The organism is Mangrovimicrobium sediminis (assembly GCF_004745945.1).
Classification (GTDB): Bacteria; Pseudomonadota; Gammaproteobacteria; order Pseudomonadales; family Halieaceae; genus Mangrovimicrobium; species Mangrovimicrobium sediminis.
Map to the genome: position 1 here is coordinate 157083 of NZ_SRLE01000011.1, position 19427 is coordinate 176509.

The 19427-nt window shown below is 55.2% G+C and carries 9 protein-coding genes; 7 read left to right on the forward strand and 2 right to left on the reverse strand.

The window, feature by feature from the left end:
* Positions 1–5 precede the first annotated feature (5 nt).
* The 7 genes from E4634_RS16020 (at position 6) to E4634_RS16045 (ending at position 13296) form a co-directional block, all read left to right on the forward strand.
* Positions 6–431, forward strand: a complete 426-nt coding sequence (locus E4634_RS16020) for a hypothetical protein (protein WP_135445662.1) — start codon at positions 6–8, stop codon at positions 429–431.
* Complete coding sequence (locus E4634_RS21520; protein ID WP_167854938.1) at positions 428–577, forward strand: hypothetical protein; 150 nt, start codon at positions 428–430, stop codon at positions 575–577. Before E4634_RS16020 ends, E4634_RS21520 begins: the two co-directional genes overlap by 4 nt.
* Entirely contained in the window at positions 567–1751 is a 1185-nt protein-coding gene (locus E4634_RS16025) for an AAA family ATPase (protein ID WP_135445663.1), read from the forward strand. The genes E4634_RS21520 and E4634_RS16025 overlap by 11 nt, the downstream gene beginning before the upstream one ends.
* On the forward strand, positions 1751–2308 hold the full coding sequence (locus E4634_RS16030) for a DUF4276 family protein (protein WP_135445664.1): 558 nt from the start codon (positions 1751–1753) through the stop codon (positions 2306–2308). The genes E4634_RS16025 and E4634_RS16030 overlap by 1 nt, the downstream gene beginning before the upstream one ends.
* On the forward strand, positions 2308–5151 hold the full coding sequence (locus tag E4634_RS16035) for an ATP-binding protein (RefSeq protein ID WP_135445665.1): 2844 nt from the start codon (positions 2308–2310) through the stop codon (positions 5149–5151). The genes E4634_RS16030 and E4634_RS16035 overlap by 1 nt, the downstream gene beginning before the upstream one ends.
* A 118-nt stretch (positions 5152–5269) precedes the next feature.
* On the forward strand, positions 5270–7729 hold the full coding sequence (locus E4634_RS16040) for a hypothetical protein (RefSeq protein WP_135445666.1): 2460 nt from the start codon (positions 5270–5272) through the stop codon (positions 7727–7729).
* 71 nt (positions 7730–7800) lie between these two features.
* A complete protein-coding gene (locus tag E4634_RS16045) occupies positions 7801–13296 on the forward strand; it encodes a sacsin N-terminal ATP-binding-like domain-containing protein (protein ID WP_135445667.1) in 5496 nt (1831 codons plus the stop codon).
* Here the strand turns inward: E4634_RS16045 and E4634_RS16050 are convergent.
* Positions 13293–16430, reverse strand: coding sequence for a UvrD-helicase domain-containing protein (locus E4634_RS16050; RefSeq protein ID WP_167854939.1), 3138 nt, complete (start codon positions 16428–16430; stop codon positions 13293–13295). The two genes, E4634_RS16045 and E4634_RS16050, sit on opposite strands and share 4 nt — an antisense overlap.
* Entirely contained in the window at positions 16427–19117 is a 2691-nt protein-coding gene (locus E4634_RS16055; RefSeq protein WP_135445669.1) for a PD-(D/E)XK nuclease family protein, read from the reverse strand. Before E4634_RS16055 ends, E4634_RS16050 begins: the two co-directional genes overlap by 4 nt.
* Positions 19118–19427 lie beyond the last annotated feature (310 nt).

The window sequence follows — 19427 nt, forward strand, 5'->3', positions numbered from 1 at the left end:
TTGCCATGACGTCAATTCGAGTCCATCGCCAAGATAAGGAACTGACAGGTAAGGCACTCAGCGCGAATACTCTCGCCAGTTTTCTTGCAGCTCAGCAAGTGCGTTCTGTCGCTGACTTGGCTACAGGCAGGGCCATGTCCACTTCACTGCTTCACTTTCTGAATCGGCGAAAGGCTTTGGAATATTGGCAATCGAACGGCTGGTTGCGGCGGGAGCCATCAGGTACCTACCTGACCGAGGCGGGACTTGACGAAGTTGAGTTGCGAGAATCCGGCCAGGCAGTCAATGCCAACGGCCGAAGAAAGTCGGGCAATATCGATCCGATGCAGGTTGCTGCCGCCCTCAGGTTTATTGAGACTGGCCAGCTGGATGAGACCGAAGCAGAAGTATCGGTCTTGTTGGAAACATTTGTGTATAGGATTTGGGTATGAAACCGCAGCATTGGCGAGAAGAGCGCGTCTATACCGGAACGACTGCTTTCGGGCAGACTGCCTCCTTTTCTCCCATGAAATCAGCCTTAGTGGCAGATGGCCTGATCTTTGGCTGGGATTCTGAGGACAACAATTATGCACATTGAGTCTATACGCCTAAAGAACTTCAAGAGTTTCCGTGACGCAGAGATGACGGACATCCCGCGTTTTTGCGTGATCGTCGGCGCCAATGGATCGGGTAAGTCTACGCTGTTTAGCGTATTTGAGTTCTTGCGCGAGGCACTTTCAAGTAATGTCCATACCGCATTGATGAAACTTGGTGGTAGTCGTGGCTTTACCGAAGTGCGTACCCGGGGTTCAGATGGCGACATCGAGATCGAATTGAAATTCCGTGAGAGCGAAGACGCGCCGTTGATTACCTATTTTCTCTCTGTGGGCGAACAGCAAGGTAAGCCGATAGTGACTCGCGAAATCCTCAAGTATCGCAGGGGTAGTGGAGGGCAACCCTGGCATTTCCTTGATTTCAGCAACGGCGAAGGGGTGGCGGTAACCAATGAACTCGACCGGGTCACTGATGTAAAGGATCTTCATCGCGAACAGCAGAAGCTGCGCTCCCCTGAGATTTTGGCAGTCAAGGGCCTGGCCCAGTTCGAACGCTTTCCTGCTGTGATGACACTGGGAAACTTGATCGAGAATTGGCACATATCTGATTTCCATATCAGTCGAGCACGTCCGGAGCAGGAGTCCGGTTATGCCGAGCACCTTTCCCGTGAAGGTGAAAATCTATCTTTGGTCACGGAGTATTTGCACAGTCGGCATCCCGAGGTCTTTAAGACTGTCTTGAAGAAGCTCTCGGAACGGGTGCCAGGCATTACCCAGGTCGATGCTAAGACAACAGAAGAGGGACGGGTCCTACTGCGCTTTCAGGATGGCGCATTCGAGGATCCCTTCCTGGCTCGGTATGTATCGGATGGCACGATCAAAATGTTTGCCTACCTGGTCTTGTTGTACGACCCGGAGCCACATCCTTTGCTCTGTGTGGAAGAGCCAGAGAATCAGCTATACCCCACACTGCTATGGGAGTTGGCCGAAGAGTTCCGCGCCTACGCGGAGCGGGGAGGGCAGGTGTTTGTCTCCAGCCACTCACCGGATTTCCTGAACGCGGTTGGGATTGATGAGGTCTATTGGCTTATCAAGAAGAACGGATGCACCGAAATCAAACGAGCGCGGGATGACAAACAGATTGCCGCGTTTATCGCCGAGGGAGATCAGATGGGTTATCTCTGGAAAGAAGGATTTTTCCAGGGAGCCAGCCCGTAATGGCGCAATTGGTATTCTTTCTGGAAGAGCCCTCTGCCCGCGAGATGCTGCAAGGGGTCCTGCCAAAATTTCTGCCTGAGGATTTCACGACTCAGTTTGTGGTGTTTGAAGGCAAGCAGGACCTGGAGAAGCGCCTGCCCATTCGATTACGAGCCTGGCAGCATCCTGATTCGTTGTTCGTCGTGATGAGAGATCAGGACAGCGGGGATTGTGGAACGATCAAGGCTGGCCTGGTGGGAAAGTGCGCTGCGGCTGGTAAGCCTGAAGCCGTAGTACGTATCGCGTGTCGGGAGCTTGAAAGCTTTTACCTGGGCGATCTGGCGGCAGTAGCCACTGCTATAGGCCCTGGCAACCTGGGGAATCAACAACAGAAGGCAAAGTTTCGCGATCCAGATCGGTTGGGCAATCCCGCGGAGGAACTCAAGAAGATCGCACCTACCTACCAGAAGGTAGCGGGATCGCGGGCCATTGCACCCCACATGAATTTGGATAACAACCGCTCCCGCAGCTTTAACGTGTTGCTTGCGGGAGTGAAGAAACTGATTGGAGAAGAGTGATGAGCTTGAAACCCTGGCGAGAGATTGCAACGCCCCACAAGGATGTCCTGGAGGGTACTTTTAAGCAATCCGAGTTCGCCGCTGACATCACCCAGGTGGCCACCGGTACGGCGTCGCCCGAGTACCAGGACGCGGAGATGTTCTTCTCCCGCACCTATATCACTGAAGGGATGCGTTTGCTGTTGATCTCGGTTGCCCAGCGCCTTGCCGGCAAAGGCGGAGACCCGGTCATCCAGCTGCAGACGGCATTCGGTGGCGGCAAGACCCACACCATGCTGGCGGTGTTGCACCTGGCTAGTCGCGAAGTCAGTACAGACAAGTTGGCCGGCATCCCCCCGGTGCTGGACGAAGCGGGCATTCAGGAGTTACCCCGGGCCAATATTGCGGTGATTGATGGTATCCGGCTATCTCCCAGCCAACCGCGCAAGCACGGCGGGATCACTATCAACACCCTATGGGGCGAGCTTGCCGTGCAACTGCTCGGCGATGAAGGGTACAACATGGTGGCCGAGAGCGATGCTGACGGTACCTCACCCGGTAAAGAGGTACTGCGCGAACTGTTACAGAAGGCAGCACCCTGTGTGGTCCTTATCGACGAGCTGGTTGCCTTCGTCCGCCAGCTCGAACTGGGCAAGCAGTTCAAGGCGGGCACCTTCGACAGCAATATCAGCTTTATCCAGGCTCTGACAGAAGCGATGAAGGCTGTGCCCAACGCCATCCTGCTCGCTTCATTGCCCGAATCAGAGTTGGAAGTAGGCGGCACGATGGGTCAACAGGCGCTGAACTCGCTGGAGAAGTACTTCGCCCGCGTGGAGTCAGTGTGGAAGCCGGTGGGTTCGGAGGAGGCCTTCGAGATTGTGCGCCGCCGCTTGTTCGAAACCCCGGGAGAGCGTGCTGCTGTAGAGGGGATCAGTCGCCAGTTTTCGGACTTCTACCGGGCACATGCTGAAAAATTCCCGGTGGAAACCCAGTCAAACGCGTATTTCGACCGATTGTGCAACTCCTACCCCATACACCCAGAGATATTCGACCGCCTCTACGAGGATTGGTCCACCCTCGATAAGTTTCAGCGTACCCGTGGCGTGCTGCAGTACATGGCTATCGTGATCCACCGCCTGTGGAACTCGGACAATCGCGACGCGCTGATCATGCCGGGATCTCTGCCGCTTGAAGACGGTAACGTCCGGAACAAGAGTATTCACTATCTGCCCCAGGGCTGGGAGCCGGTAATCGAAAAGGAAGTGGATGGCCCGCGTTCAGAGCCCTACAGCATCGATGGGCACGACACACGTTTTGGTAGTGTACAGGCCGCTCGTCGGGCCGCACGCACCATTTTTCTTGGTAGCGCCCCGTCATCAAGTGAGCAAATGATTCGCGGTATCGAAACAGAGCGGATTTTGTTGGGAACTGTTCAGCCCGGACAGACCATCGGGCTGTTCGACGACGTACTGAAGCGACTGCGCGACCGCTTGCACTACCTCTACGCGGATAAAGACCGCTACTGGCTGGACACCAAGCCCAACCTACGGCGGGAGATGGAAAGCCGTAAGCAGTCCGTCAGCGAGCGCGACGAACTGTTGCCACTGCTGAAGACCCGTACAACCCAGGTTGTTGGCCGCAATCACCAGTTCTCAACCGTCCATGTCTTCACGCCGTCGGCGGACATTCCGGATGAGTACGGTACTGGTCCACGCCTGGTCGTCCTGCCGGTAAATGGCGCCTACAGCAAGTCCGAGAGCAATCAGGCCTTTGCTGCGGCAGAGGAGATATTGCGTAACCGTGGCGACCAGCCCCGGCAGAAGCAGAACCGCCTAATTTTTCTGGCGCCCGACTACGATGTGGTAAGCCGCCTAAAGGAGCAGGGCTGTATCTTCCTGGCCTGGCAGTCGATCGTAGAAGACATCGAGAGCGGTGCGCTGAACCAGGACCTGGCCCACCTCAAGCAGGCAAAGAGCTATCGCGATGGGGCCGAGCAGTCCCTCACGCAGCTGGTGCGGGAGGCATGGAAGTGGTTGATCGCACCGATCGAGGAGATCGTCAAGGGCAGGCCGACACTGAGCTGGGAAGTGGTCTCCGTTTCACCCACTGCGCCTAACCTTATCCAGGCTATCGAGCAGAAACTCCGTGAAGAGGAGTGGCTGGTCTACGAATGGGCGCCGATCCACCTCCGCAATGTACTGAATCAGTGGTATCTGAAAGATGGGGTAACGGAGGTCAGCGCCCTCAAGGTTTGGCAGGATGCCTGCCACTACCTGTTCATGCCGCGCCTGGTAAATGACACGGTCTTCCGCAACGCCATCGACCAGGGCATCAACAGCGATGATTACTTCGGATTTGCTTCTGGTAAGGAAGGCGATCGTTATCTCGGATTTGCCTTCGGCCGGAGTTCGCTCATTAACCTGGACGAGTCATCACTGCTGATCGACAGAGAGGCGGCACTAGCCTATCGCGAGAAAATGGCAAGTGAAACGCCCACGCCGACCACAACCGGGGGGGCTACCACCCCGGCTGGTTCTCCTACCTCGGGTGGTACAGGTGTGCAGCCAGGTGGCGAAGGCACGGGTACAGCCACTGGCGGCGAGACAAGCGGCGGGGTGGTGGCAAGTGCCAAGACTCAGTTCTACGGCAGCATCTCAGTGGATCCGGTGAAGGCCAAAATGGACTTCGCAACCATCATGGATGAGGTGGTTCAGCAGTTCACCGCCAAACTCGGAGTCGAGGTGTCCATCTCGGTGGAGATTCAGGCTCGCCAGGGCGCAGGGTTCGATGAAGGGTTGCAGCGTGTGATCAAGGAGAACTGCAGCGTACTCAAGTTTGACTCTGCGGAGTTCGAGGGTGAGTGATTGCGACCTGCCTGGCATTCCTCGCTAAGGTATGTTTGCCCACAGGAGCGACTAGGTAGCATCGTGCAACTGAAATTGATAGGGAAATGTAGTCGTAGATGCAAAGGAGAATGCGCTGATGTCCGCCTCGCGCTCAAGTAGTCTGCCAGCGACTCGCCCCTCGCAGGAAGCATTGCGTCCGCTTCATATTGTGGCGGGACTCGGTGGCGCGGAGCGCGAGTTGCTGGCGACATGCCTGGCGCTTTTTGACGAAGCTTCGCTGGGATCGCATGTCAAGCGGGTATACGAAAAGGCAAGAGGTCAGGTGCGTAAGTTGACAAGCGATGAACTTTTGCAAGTCGCAGACAACGTCAAACACCGGCAGCACCACTGGTTGGAGTCGAGCCTCAGTGAGGAACAGCTACGACTGGTATTGTGGGCGCAATTACGTAGCGCCCTGGGGTTGGGGCCACGCTTATCAGCGAGCTTGGTCGGCGCGGAACTCTTGGCTGACGATGTCGCAGCAGCTGTGATAAGCATCTTGTCACCCGTTCCGAGCAGACTGGAAGAAGGTAAGGATTGGCTTTGCGAACGAGGTCTGTGGAAGCGAGCTGACGTCGACGAGAGCCAGGTGGTGAACCTACAAACCGTCGTCGAGCCCGTACTGCGAGAGCTACTTGAGTCGGCGCTCTCGGCTAACGCTGACATTGGTAATGAAAGTGAATGTGGTGGCTCCATCGATCGCGCGGTCGCAGCCATGTGCGCACTCAGTCCGGACGAACAGGTACGCATCAGAGAGGAACTTGGAGTAGATGAGATCAATGCGGCTGCACTGAGTAAGATTTTGGCTACGGGAGGCGGATTGGCCGTGTTCAGTAGTGCAGTGAGCATGGCCGGGTTTTCCGCCTACATTTTGGCAGCTCAGGCGTCCGCCTTCATTCCACTTGTCAGCGGTCCGGGCCTAGTCTCTCTCGTGGCGGTCGTTTCGAACCCGATTACCGTAGTGGCGGGCACCCTTGGTATGGGGTGGTGGCTGGGTAGTTCGGCTAATCAGAAGATTCGTGCGACCGTAGCAACACGCATCGTCGCGATGCTCGCTATTCGTGGTATGGGGGTTGGCCGCCCCGGCCTGTTTTCAGCATTGCAGGCATTTGCTGGCGCGGAAAATCTCGCCCCGGACCAGGGTCTCACCGAAGAACTTCTCGAACAGTATCGAGAGGAGTGGCGTTTAGTGAGGCCAACAACGCGCCTTCCCTCTGAAAAATCGCCTCGCGAATGGCAAGAGTTCGATCGACCGCTCAACGACACTGACCGCCAGCGTAGTTCGCAACTGGAATCTGAGAATGCCGTGGCGATGGGTGTCATGACAGTCGGAGATATGCTTTATGGCCTCGCCCAGATTAGCCCCGAGGCTATCGCCGCGGCTAACTTTTCTTACCTTGCGGATATTGACGGCCCGCTAGACTTTGCTTTGCTCGCGGCGGGTATGGGTGAGGGCGCTGCTACGCGCCTCAAGGGCTATATGGCCGAGCAGGTAGTGGCGGCCAAACTGCAAGCATCTGGGCACGTTGTCAGTATGCCTGACTCAGCAAGCGAGCCTGGTTGGGACCTTTTGGTCGATGGGGAGATGGTCCAGGTAAAATTCCACAGTGATCTGGACGGAATTCTCACGCACTTCAAACAGTACGATTACCCGGTGATCGCCAACACCGAATTGATGGGGCAGATTCCTGAGGAACTGATAGGGCGTGTTCACTTCATTGACGGTGTGAGTAATGAACTAGTCACCCAAATCGCCGATATGTCGATCGCGGCGGGACAGAGTGCCACAGATCCCGATGTGGCGGTGTTTGCCTTGGCTATCTCGGCTTATCGCAGCGCAAAGGGCGTATACGAGGGCGAACTGACGGGCGCGCAGGCCGTCGAGCAGGTTTTGATGGATGGTACTGTGAGAACTGGTCTGGCTATCACCGGAAACTGGGCGGGTGCCAGTATCGGACTGTTTCTGTTCGGTCCGGCCGGCGCCTGGGTATTGGGCGCCGGAGTACCCATCCTGGCGCAGTCGCAGACAGGAAAAGTAGTCGGCCAGGTGAAAGACAGCGTTTCACTTCCCGAGAGAAAGCGATGGTCGGAGCGCACACATGCCGCCCTGGACAAATTACAGGCTGCTGGGCTCAGCGCATTGCATTCAAGAATCACACAACTGGACAGCATTGTCGCAAATGTTGGTGCGGGCCCTGTGCAAGCGTACATTTGCCATCGGGTGGCAGACCAACGCCAGTATGCCGAGGAGTGTCTCCGACGGCTTGAGCAAATAGACCGCCAATGTGGGAAACAGCCGGAGCAACGCTTTTCAGCGATTTTGCATTGCTTTTCCACCAGCGGTATACATCCTATTGCTTACCAGATCGAGCTATCCTCAGCCTCGGACAGTATGAAAGAGCGTCCAGGATTTGCTGAAGAATGGCGTTCCAAGGAAGTACAAGGTTATATCGACAAGGCCAAGTCGTATGGAAGTAATGCTTTACAGGAAGGCCGTGGAATTAGCGAAAAAATAGGCCGTTGGGTACGTCGGGGTGAGTACGATATTGACCGATAACTATTCGCGATCTGCGTTTAGCTGTGGCCTGCGATCAGAAATCTGAATAATTCTGTACTGGATCTATCTGGATGTCCAAGGAACATATTATCAGGAAAACACTGGGCGAATTGCGCAGTTTTCTGGATGAAATGGTCAATGAAACATCCCGTTACCGCAGCCTCCACAATCTGACTGAGCAGGTTGAGCATCAATATCATGATCGCTTTCTGGTCGAGTTACTCCAAAACGCACATGACGCATTATTGAGCGAAACTAGCGCGAAACACCCTCAACGAGTCGCGATAGCCTACGAAGAAGAGGGCGAATTCGGATCCTTGTACGTCGCAAATGATGGGCGCCCACTTTCGGCTTCAAACTTTAAGGCGATAAGTAACCTGGGGCAGAGTGACAAGAACCCGCAGGAGTCCATAGGCAATAAGGGTATCGGTTTCCGTAGCGTTCTGGAAATCACCACTGAGCCATATATTTACTCCAGACAGTCATCGGATAGCGATTATTTTGACGGCTACTGCTTCCGATTTGACCCAAAAATCATCTGTGTTCTCGGCACAGCAATAGGGAAGTTAGCAAACGGTGTGTCGGAAGTTGCATTCCCGGTAGATGATCGCGAGCTGCTGTGTACTTGGGAAGAAGCCAAGGTTGCGGAGTTCAATAGCCGGTTTGGCGGGGAAAACGCTGATGGATTGGTCGAAGAGCTCGGATATTTGTCGCCCTATGTCATGCCAATCCCGGTAGAGCTAGACGAATTTACACCGAAAGTTCTCGAGTTTCAGCGACAAGGATTCTCGACTGTCGTGAGGTTGCCGCTGAGAAATTCGTCGGCGCAAGCTGCCGTCAAAAGACGGCTTTCGGAATTGGAGGCCAAGTCAATCCTGTTCTTGGACAAACTTGACTCCCTCTCATTGGAAGCGGAGGGTAAAGTCCGCAACTTCTTCAAGTCGCGTCGTCCTATTGATCAGGATCCGTTTTCGGGGGTCGAGCTTCGAGTCGATGAGGTCGATGGAGATTGCTCACCCGTTAAAGGGCACTGTTTCTGGGTGTGGCAGCGAACTATTGGTGGGGCGGGTAACGAAGAGGAGAGAAGCCGGATACAGGAAGCCGTAGCGGAACTTCCGGGCAGTTGGCATCAAGTAGAGCAGGCGACTGTTGCAGTCGCGTTGCAGAAGGACTCGGGTAGTGCGCCTGGTATGTTAAACATATATTTGCCCACCCGTGTGCCGACTGGCTGTGCAGCACATTTCAGTGGCCCTTTTCATGGGGACATGAGCCGAACCACCGTCGATTTTTCCAATCCATTCAATAAACTTCTGATAGATACGATCGCTGAGCTGTCAGTTGACATTGTCTTCGAAAGCCTTGTCGGTCGTGGGCAGCATGAGTTTGATGCAATCCTCGATCTCGTTGCCAGGTCCAACACCGATGAAGGTCGTGAGTGGTTCGAGGCATTAAGTTCCGTCTTGATCCAGCGGGGTATCGAGCTTCAATCAGCGGATATCCTGCTTACAGGGGATGATTGGAACAGCCCCGATATGTCAAGCCTGTTGCCTAGGGTCGAAGCCGCTGAAGTGATCACAGAAGATGTCTTGCGCCAACACGCGACTTTTCCGGTGGTAAACGTAAGCAGCTCTGATGCAACGAAGCAGTTGCAGGCTCTGTACGACAGCCTTGGAATTTCGGTAGCTCCACTCGACGACGATATCGCAAATACTCTTGAACAGATTGCAGCGGATCTCCACAAAGCCGGAGCGAAAGCAAGTTGGAACGGGTTTTGGAAAGACACTGGAAAATTGTTGAAGAACAAACCCCAACCACTTCTTTCGAAGAATGTACTGTTGGGAACAGATGGGCAGTTACACTCTGTTGGGGATGGATCTTCAGTCTTCTTCCAACCCAGAACTTCCGGAGATGATGAAGAGGTTAGACAAGATTTCGATGTCACAGATATTCCGGGAAGATTACGGAATTCTGTGGCTTTCCTGAGCGAAGCTATCGAAGTGCAGGTGCCCGGTGAGCGTGGTGGTATCAGAAACACGCCCGTACACTCATTTCTTTCGCAAGGACTGGTGGAAACCTACGGAATAGAGCGGATATTCAGCAGTGTCCTGGTCAAGGCAGTACCAGAACTGCCTATCAGTTTTGGAGCGGCTGACTCCGATTTGTGCCGCGAAATCTTGCATTGGGGATTACGACTCTTGGCTGCCGCCAAGGGCGATCAGGAACAGGCCATCAGATTGCTGGGGCAGTTGCCAGTACCGTGCCGGGGAGGGTGGTTTCCCCTTAACCAGACCAGTTTTGGATCTGGTTGGCATGGCAAGTCCGGTGAGAATTTGGAGGACTATCTCACTACCGTTGGCACTCCGGCTTGCGCTGCCGCGCATAAAAAGGTGTTGCTCCCGCCGGACAGTCTCTTGTGGGGCAGCCTTGGAGGAACGTCGATTCGCCTGTTGGTTGCGGCTGGAGTTTTCTCCGGCCTCAGGCTCACGGTCATTAAGCCCAACACGTGGGCGTCTAAGCTATGGGTCTCGATGGCATCAGGAGTACAGCTCCCACTGCAAGGTCCGAAATCTATTGAGAACGAGATCTGGTCTAGCTATCGCGAGTACGTGGCTCAATCAAGCGCGCCGATGTTTATGAAGGCGTTCCAATATGAAATGGGTGCTCTGCACAGCCTTCCGGGTTTGGAAAGTTGGTCAGCTATGGAAGCGACAGCCCGCGAGCGCTTCATGCAACTACTGCTCGTTTCAATGCCTAACTGGGATAAAGTCGTCCCTTCCTGGCAAGTCACTCGACTCAGAAAAATCGGGGGTACGTCCCATACGCTCACCCCGGCGTCATTCTTGATGTTTTTCCTGCAAACGGTTGAGTGGCTTCAGGGAGTGTTCAATGAGGAAGCAGTTGAATTCGCGCCGTCTGAAAGGTGGTATATCCCCGCGTTTTCAAGATTAGGTGGAATACATCAGTATTCACACCTCCATCCAATGCCCCTGGAAATTTCCTCGGTTATTGACAGTGATCCTTCCATCGCGGAAGTGATGACCGAATTGGGTATGCCGACCTATCAGGGGCCTGAAGTTGAAACTCGATCTACCCGATTACTGGAGGATTTGGCAGGTGCGCTGAATGATCCCGAGAACTATATCTCGAATACCAACGTGTTTCTTGGACAGGTGCGCGATGCTTGGGCGCAGTTTAATCCCTTTGAAGATGAAGGACCGCTTGAGTATGTGGTCATTAGTGAGGGGGCTGGAAATTTGCGAGTGGTCTCCCCTGCAGTTGAACAGCCTGTCTATATCCCGGACACAACGCATCAGATCCATCGAGGCCTGGAAGCGCATGCAAAGCCCCTGCTTGCTATAGAACCGCGAGACGCGAGGAGAATGGAGGCATATTTTTCCCAAGCCTATGGGGAACGGATTCGTTTTGCATCACATCTGGAACAGCTAGCGCTAGTCGACGGAGAGGAATGGGTCGAAGTTGGTAATGAAACGTTGCTCTCGGAAGAGTGCCCTTGGCTGATCACATTGGTGCTTGCTACTGTTGCATTCACCGGTAGCCAATCTCGTGGCACAGGGACCAAGCGTTTTACGGAAGTCCTTGATGTACTGCGCTCGGTCAGAATTTGTTGGGTCAAACAACTCGATACCTGTTGGCGGTACAACGGCTTCATCGAAACACAACTAGACGCCCAAGCTCTCATCAGTGGTAAATCTCCGACCATTCTAGCTCTGGCAGGCGTTCAGAGTGATCTCAGTGGGCTTGCAGATGTATTGTCTGTGGTCGTCGGCCGTGGCGACATTGACATATCGTTAAAACTCCTTCTGAGCGAGCGCGAGCTCTTTGGGGAGTATTCGGACGACGAGCTGTGTCAGGCACTTAACAAGCTCAATATAGCTCGAGATGAATTGGAGCAAGTTCAGCATCGGTGGATTGGTGATTTCGCATGGCAAATACGGCTTTGGCGTCCGCTGGTGCTTATATTGGAACCGGATGCATTTCTTGAAGAGCTTGAGTCTGCAACGAACCCAGAAGAGCTCTTCGCTGCAATTTCAAATCTGGGTTTTTCTTCCGAGCAGCTCGAGCAGATGACCGGTCTCGTCAACAGTTCGAGTGGCTTCAAGACTCTGGGGCAGGGTGCCAACGAATTACTTGGCGATGTCGCAGAGCTTGGAGCGTGGAATAGCGCACTGGAACGGTGCGGAGAAGCAGTTGTAAAGAACGACGAAGTTGTTGAAGATTTTCGTGGAGTGATTGAATCCCTTCGGCTGATATTTCGACAATTTTCCAGGGCGCTCGTGATCCGTGCAGGCGGTGAGATAGCTTTCGATACAGTCTATCATCAGATTTCGAGCATTAAGTGCCCAACCAACTATTCCGAACGTTACTGGACCTTGCCCTTTAGCGGCGTAATGTCTGTGGTTGTTCAATCATTAAGCACCTTGGATGTTGATGAATCCTTGCTTGAAGCTGTGGCCGCTGCCTCCAGTCTGCCGGATCTGCGGGAACGCCTCTCAAAGCTTGATATCGATGTTGTAACTGACCCACTCGAGGTCCAGGCAAAAAACCAGCGTTTGCTCTCGACGACCATTGAAAGGCTGCGGTCTGTAGCAATAGCTTGGGCCACGAGGCGTGACATCGACGCGGGGTTCTGGGCTCAGGAGCGAGCGGCCATCGAAGGTAAACTAGTGCAGGAGCTCTCTCAGAGAGCCTATATTCAGGTTTGGCAAGCGTCTGACTGTGTCGCCATGCTCAGCGCGTTAAAGCCTGCTGGCATTAGTAGCGAAATCTGGGACGCGATCGAAGAGTTTAGCGCCATAGACAAGATGATGGAGAAGCTTGGCGTATCTCCAGCTGATATAGCTGAAGCTAGCAAGGTCATGGAACATTACCGTGAGGCAGAGACCAGGCGCAAAAATGCTGTTGAGGTTTGTGGGTCCGAATTTACGAATACGTCGGATAACCTGGGTACTCTCATGGAACATATCTCTGGTCTCGTGAGCCTCGACAGCCTGGAACTGCTGGATGCAACCCATCCGGGCGACCTTGAAGCACAAACGAGAAAAGGGAAGCCAAAGCCGACAAAATCCACGCCAGGACCAGGCGGTGGACAAAAGTCGAAAGGCCGGATGTCCCAGGCAATGAAGGACCTAGTGGGGCTCGCAGGGGAAATTCACGCCTATCGCTTGCTGGAGTCGAAGTATGGGAAGGAAGTCGTGAGTCCGAGTAGCTGGAAATCCGAAAACAGTCGCCACTCTTTTCCCGGAAATGCTGCAAGCGACGACTATGGCTGTGATATTGAAATCGTTGTGGATGGGAAAACCTATTACTACGAGGTCAAGGCAAGTCAGTCGGATGATGAATCTTTTGAGATGGGCTCTAGCGAAATCCGTCTCGCCCTAGGCTGCGCAAAAGGATGGAAACGGCAATTCCGGATTATCCATGTGCTGAACGCGCTCACCGATAGTCCCATTCTACGAATCCTGCCCAATCCCTATGACAGCAAGCAACAGGATAGGTATCGCTTCGAAGAAGCGGGTCTGCGGGTACGATATCACCTGGCCGACTAGATAACGCTAACCAGCCCACCTGACACTGCAAAGTGTATCCATTTGCTGATAACGGGCTTCGATGAGCAGGTCCGTAGACCTTCAACATACGCGTCAAGTTGGCCCGAATAGCTTAGAGCTATCTCCTCCCATTCCGAGCGCCCTCGGGGCGAGGCTTTGTGATCAATTACTATCAGTCCCTCCTCGGTTTCTACCAGCAAGTCGATCCAACCCGTCACTACTTGTCCCGATGGCGTCGTATAGGTGAGAGGGTATTCTGTATAAAAGGCCGTGGGTGAGAAATTGTCATCCAAGGCCTCGATTAGCCGACGACAACATGTGTCCGCGGCCTCGATCGAGATCACTTCATGAACACCGTAGTCCAGCAATATTCTCGAGGTGGCTTGCTGGCCCATTATAGTCGTTGCGATCACCGCATGTAGTGCGGAGCCGAGGGTGGCAGGGTCGTAGCTGCCGTTCACCTCAATGCGGTCACCCAAGGTAATGATTTCGCCGATGCTTGCACTCTCAACAGGGGCTACGGATGATGGATTTTTTCGTAGTGACAGCAGTGTGTCTGGGAGGCCGGGGAATTCCGGCCAGAACGGCTGGTAGGGTGGAGCTGCAGTCACATTATTGGTTTCCACCAGTTCAATGGCCCTGCAGGGGATGGCTCTTCCATCCGGTAAGATCAGGCTGTCCCCATCAGGTAACATCCAGCCGGCCTGCAGTGTATCCATCCAGGGGCCGCTTGCTCTCTTGTTGTCCATGCACAGAATCAGGCCGTCCCTGGCGCGTGTCAGCGAAACGTACAGGAGCCGCTTGGATTCCTGGACTTCCTGTTCCAGCGCGTTCTGTCCGTCCTGGCTCTCCGTAATAGTATCCAGTACCTCGACTTTGGTACTGTGGTTTCCAAAAAATCTGGGCCAATAGCGCAGGGTACGATTCGCCAATGGATCATCCAGATCGATGGGTGAGGGGGAGGGGAGGACAGTTAGCCCCCACAGACGTGGCTTCAACTCTGTGCACAGATCCATGGCAACCACAATGGGCCATTCCAGGCCTTTTGCTCCATGGTGAGTTACCAGTTGTATCGCATCCTCGTTGCCGCCGCTGGCCTGTGTATCTTCTTCAGCATCGGCCAGTGCCCGAAGCCATAGGATAAGACCCGCGGTGGTAGCGGGCTCGCTCTGTGCCTTGCACTGGTCGAGGTAATCCTGGGCGTGATTGAGAAGTGCGGCCAAGTTATTGAGTCGATGCTGGGTGCGCTGCGGGGTTGGCCCCCAACGAGTAATTGACTCCCGCACCCCGGCAGCATCAATGGCAGTGCGCAGGGCTTCTACGGGTGTAAGGTAGGGCATGCGGCTGCGCAGTGCCTTCAGATTGGCGAGTGGCCCTTGCATATCTTCCAGCCAGGAGTGTGCCGGTTTCTCAGGGGCTTCAATGTAGGCCAGGCGCTGGCTGATCCAGGCTTCCGGATTTTCGCAGGTGCTGAGGCTGTGAATTTCAGCCGAGGCCAGGTTGTCCAGCGGATCGACAAGGCGCCGCAGGCAGGCGAGCGCCAGGCAACACTCAGGCGTGCTCAGTAGTCCTGGGCGTTTATAGCGAATGGGCAGCTTCGCATCGGCCAGGGCATTAGCGATCTCCCCGAGGTTGTCATGATTGCGACAGAGAATGGCGATATCCCCATAACGCAGGGGGCGTGGCTGGTTGCAGTGCTTGTCGATCGCTTGGCGACCGCTGTCTAATAAAGACGTTATGCCACCTGCCAGCGCTCTGGCTCGCACATCCTTTCTTCCACCCTGAAGGCGCCAGGTTTCCACTGCAGGTTGTTCAGGCAAGGGGGCCCGCTGCGGGTTGAGCTCGACCTGTTCTGCGCCCAATGTGTCGCTGAAGGCTGGCACAAAAAGGTTGTTCGCATACGCCACCAGTTCCGGGGTGGATCGCCAGGAATCCCCGAGTATCTCCGGAGCGTTGCCCTGCTCAATGACTCGACGCAACACGGCGTCCATCAGCGAGGGGTCGGAGCCGCGGAATCCGTAGATGGATTGCTTTATATCGCCGACCCAGATGACCCGATCGGCTAACCTGGAGAGCTTCAGGAAAAGTGCCAGTTGGATCGGGCTGGTGTCCTGGAACTCATCTACCATGAGCAATTCCAACTCCTCGCCCAGGGTTGTGGCGACGGTAGGGTTATCCAGTAGCTGGTAGAGCCGCTGCTCCTGGTCCACGAAATCGATCAGGCCTTTCTGCCGCTTCATTTCCTGGTACGCGATGAGGCTGTCAGCGGCAATGGCGAATGCCAGTTCGGTGAAGTCGCGGAGGTCTTTGTGCAGCTGAGGATGTGATGCGAATTGCGTTGCAATGTCTATAAGAGGTGCAACGTGATCGCGGGATTTGGCACCGACTTTACCCTTACTAAGCGATATCCATTCGGGCCAGGTGAGGCGTCGGTGGATCAGGGCAGCCCGGGCGCCGGTGAGCAACGATACAAACTTGCTTGTGTCCTGGGTCTTGTCATATTCGGTGTCGATTGCAGCTAGTGCATGATTTACGGCACCCAGAAGCTCATCGTCAAACTTGCGGTCAATCGCAGGGGGAAAATACGCCAGGAGTGAATCAGCGCTGGATTTGCCCAGGGCCCTAATGGTATCCGGTGATTGGTTGTTGGCTCTGGCAGTATCGACGATCTTTTTGACTTCCTGGCGCCAGAGCTGTTGCTTGGTTTGCGTGTCTGCGATTTGCAGTCGCTGCGCGAGGATGTTCATTTTTCGTATCGTGGATTTGTTGCCTGTGAGGGCCTGTTCCATAGCGCGATAGAAGAGTATGTCTCCCTGGTCCTCGTCGATCACCTGCTGGTCTGGAGGGATTCCCGCCTCAAAGGCGAAACGACGCAATATCTCGCCACAGACGCTGTTCACGGTGCCTATCAGGGCCTGCTCCATCTCGTTTGCGACAACCAGTTGGCCGGCATCGATGAGGGCTCCACGGACTCTTTCCTGCAGCTCACCAGCTGCGAGTTTGGTGAAGGTCGTGGCGATTACCCCTGCGGGTGATACCGCTTGTTGGGAGAGCAGGTCATTGAGCTTTTGTGTAAGCCGGTATGTTTTGCCACTGCCTGCGCCAGCACTGATGAAATGGATGGCAGTACTCACTGGTTTTCCCCCCATCCGGTAATGAACTGGTAGTCGTTAAACTTGTCACTGGTTTCCGGCATGGGCAGGCCGGCCTCTCCGGGTTCAGAGTTTTCTGTTGGTTCGGTGCCATTGACGGTAACCTCGATCAGCCCCGAGTCGAACTGCGCCTTACGCCAACGCCACGTGTGTTCAAACCGCGCCCAGTACTGGGCTGCGTTTTCCCCAGTGGTCGGGTTGATGACTTCCGCATTGGGGAAGAAACTGTGGGCCAGATTGAGCATATGGCTATCACTGACGATGAAGTAACTCAGCATTGGGAAGGAGGGTGCGCCGGCAGCTAATCTCAATTGGGCGTAGGTAGCCAGCTGTAGGTAGCTGCCCTCCTGCATGGAATCCCGGCGGAAATTCTTGCTGCCCCACTTAATATCTATGACCGCTTCGCGGCCATCACCTGTGGTGGCCAGCAGGTCGATTGAGCCACTGAGCTTCCCGCCGGTGTAAATTCCTTCGCCGTGAACCTCCATAGAGACACTGATCACACCTGCCTGTTGCAAGTGCTCCACCAGGGATACCAGCGACTGCTGTAGCACGATGATAAAGTGTTCGCACTCCGCCTGGCGGCCGGGTTCCAGTAGAAGAGCGCCTTCACATTTCAGAAGTGTTGGCATCTGCGCGTCCACCCAGGCGGGAACCAGACCGACGTCGATGGCCTGGATATTGTCGTGCTCGCTGAAGTAGTGCTCATATAAACGGTGGGCTACATTGCCGTTGAGAAGCGATCCGTCGTTTACGGCAGCGAGTGACCCGGGCCGAATCTTCGCGGCGTATTTGAGCAACCACTTGTAGGGGCTGTGTATATAGTCGTCCAAACTGGAGTAGGACTCGTAATCCCGGTCGGTTAACGCGAGATCGGGCGGAAGCTGCCACCAGCGAGATTTGGGTGGCAGGCTCCGCGGTTCCATATTTGCGTAGGAAAGACCAAGGCGCGCCATTGTCTCGGGTGCTGTGGCGGGCGCGATCTCCAGTTTTGCAGTCACGCTACTGATATGATCCCAGATTGGATGATGTCGGTCGGAATCCCCATGCAGGACAAATAGGCATTGCTGTGTTGCACAGAGGATTGGGCGTACCCAAGCCTTACCCAACCAGGAGAGTTGTTCGTCCTCCCCTTGCAACATCACGCCATTCGCCGTCAATGCGGCCCGCTCGGACCGGGACCAGGGCCAGCGACGGACGGAATCCGCTGCTTGACAGTCCCACCAGATCACTCGGTCCATAGGCGTATAGAAGGTTCCGGCGTGGGTGGCCGGGTAGGCGCGTGGTTGGTCGGGGCATACTTGCGCCTCTCGATCCACTACGGGCGCTCCGGTTCCTCGCACGTCCTCGATCAGGCGCAATACGTTGTCGCGACTCAGTGTGTTGCGGCCTTGTTCGCGCAGGCGTTCGATTGCGAGCACAAACTCCTCGGCCTGGTTGAGTGCGATGGTGTAAAGGCTCTGAAGGGCGGCGTCCTCGCATGCTTCCCGAGCCCCAGTAAGCCACCGTGCGACACGTTCAGCCCGGTCTGCAAGAACCTGACCTTCAACCCCTTCCTGAGGCGAGTAACGAGGGCATTCCAGCCAGTACCGGATATTGTCAGCGAACCGCTGACGCTCACTTTCCGGCTCCCGCTCAAGGCACTCGGTAACGGCATCTTGCCAGCGCTCACTGCCAATGCCAGGTACTTCAGCCGCTGTTCTTGCCAAGACTTCCCTTTGCCGAGCCGGGATAGGGCCAACTGGGTGAGACAGGAACTGCACCATGGCAGTCGGGTTGAGTGGCTCCCACAGTAACTCACAGGCCAGTGGAAGCACCTGGAATACAGGGCGCCAGATCGACAACGCGCTAAATCCGAGGCGTGGTGCACCGCCGCACTCCATGGCCTCATCCAGCAGATCTCCGCGTAGCTCTGCGAGAATGGCGAGGTTCTCGTCGGGTTTGCCTGATAGATGCTGCCGGGTGAGCAGGGTGATGAGCGAAGTCGTGTCGCAAGCTGCGTCGGCCTCAATAGCGACGAGGGTACCGTCGTCCTCTAGTTCAAGTTTCTGGCCTATAGGATTGAGCAGGTGACGTTGCAGCTTGCCGAGGTCTGTTGAGGGATCAGCCTGTGGAGTCACCTCTGGTAGGTGCAGGAGCTCGGCGCCGGTAGCTTCGATCAGTCTTTGCCACAGCCAGGGATAATCGCTGAGTGAATCCCTGAGGGCGATGGACTCAATCGCAATAGGGTTGTCCGCTAGCAGACCGATGATGCGCTGTATGCGCTGACCAATGCCGGGCGCCACAGATTCGCGCGCGATGACCTCGATGGCGGCTAGATCCGCCAGCCGAGCAGGCACACCCACAGGAAATGCACCCTGCCAGCCGGCTTCATACCACTGGTCGCGCCACAGCAATAAGGTTCGGGCCACCGAGAAGGGATCCGCGTCCCAGGATTTGCTGTAGAAGGCGTCCGGCTGTACGGCGCTGTCCACGCAGCCGAGGTATTGAATGAGCCGCGTGGTGAAGGAGGCTTCGTTACCTGGTATGCCCAGCTGGGTTTCGAGTAGGTTTAGCAAACCCTGCGGACCACAAACGACTTCGCCCAACGAGTTTCTGAGCGGTTCGGGCAGCGGCCCGTCTGCTTTGAGCCCGAGTGTTACTCGGATTTTCCCGCTGGCAGGCGCCATGGTTTCTCCTTGAATATCATCGCAGTCCTTTGTTGGTGCCTACGCGATAACTGTTGGCCGCAAATCAATTGACGGGCGTGGAGGTAACTGGACTATTGTGATCAGTTTACTCAATACACGGGTGCATACAATGGTATGGTCTAGTGTTGGGTTGAGGTGTGGTCGAAAAAGCGACAGGTCTGCGCCACCAGGAGTCCGATTTCCTGGGTGCTGGCATAATATGGCCAATCAATTCGCTTGCCCCACTGCGAGTTTTTCGTAAGGGGCCGGTCCCCCCCAAGGTAATCGCGGTGAAACTGATGGATGAGAG

Bases quoted from the DNA above. Each gene is read 5' to 3' on its own strand.
- E4634_RS16020 (WP_135445662.1), top strand. From the start codon at position 6: ATGACGTCAATTCGAGTCCATCGCCAAGATAAGGAACTGACAGGTAAG.
- E4634_RS16055 (WP_135445669.1), bottom strand. From the start codon at position 19,117: ATGGCGCCTGCCAGCGGGAAAATCCGAGTAACACTCGGGCTCAAAGCA.
- E4634_RS21520 (WP_167854938.1), top strand. From the start codon at position 428: ATGAAACCGCAGCATTGGCGAGAAGAGCGCGTCTATACCGGAACGACT.
- E4634_RS16040 (WP_135445666.1), top strand. From the start codon at position 5,270: ATGTCCGCCTCGCGCTCAAGTAGTCTGCCAGCGACTCGCCCCTCGCAG.
- E4634_RS16025 (WP_135445663.1), top strand. From the start codon at position 567: ATGCACATTGAGTCTATACGCCTAAAGAACTTCAAGAGTTTCCGTGAC.
- E4634_RS16030 (WP_135445664.1), top strand. From the start codon at position 1,751: ATGGCGCAATTGGTATTCTTTCTGGAAGAGCCCTCTGCCCGCGAGATG.
- E4634_RS16035 (WP_135445665.1), top strand. From the start codon at position 2,308: ATGAGCTTGAAACCCTGGCGAGAGATTGCAACGCCCCACAAGGATGTC.
- E4634_RS16045 (WP_135445667.1), top strand. From the start codon at position 7,801: ATGTCCAAGGAACATATTATCAGGAAAACACTGGGCGAATTGCGCAGT.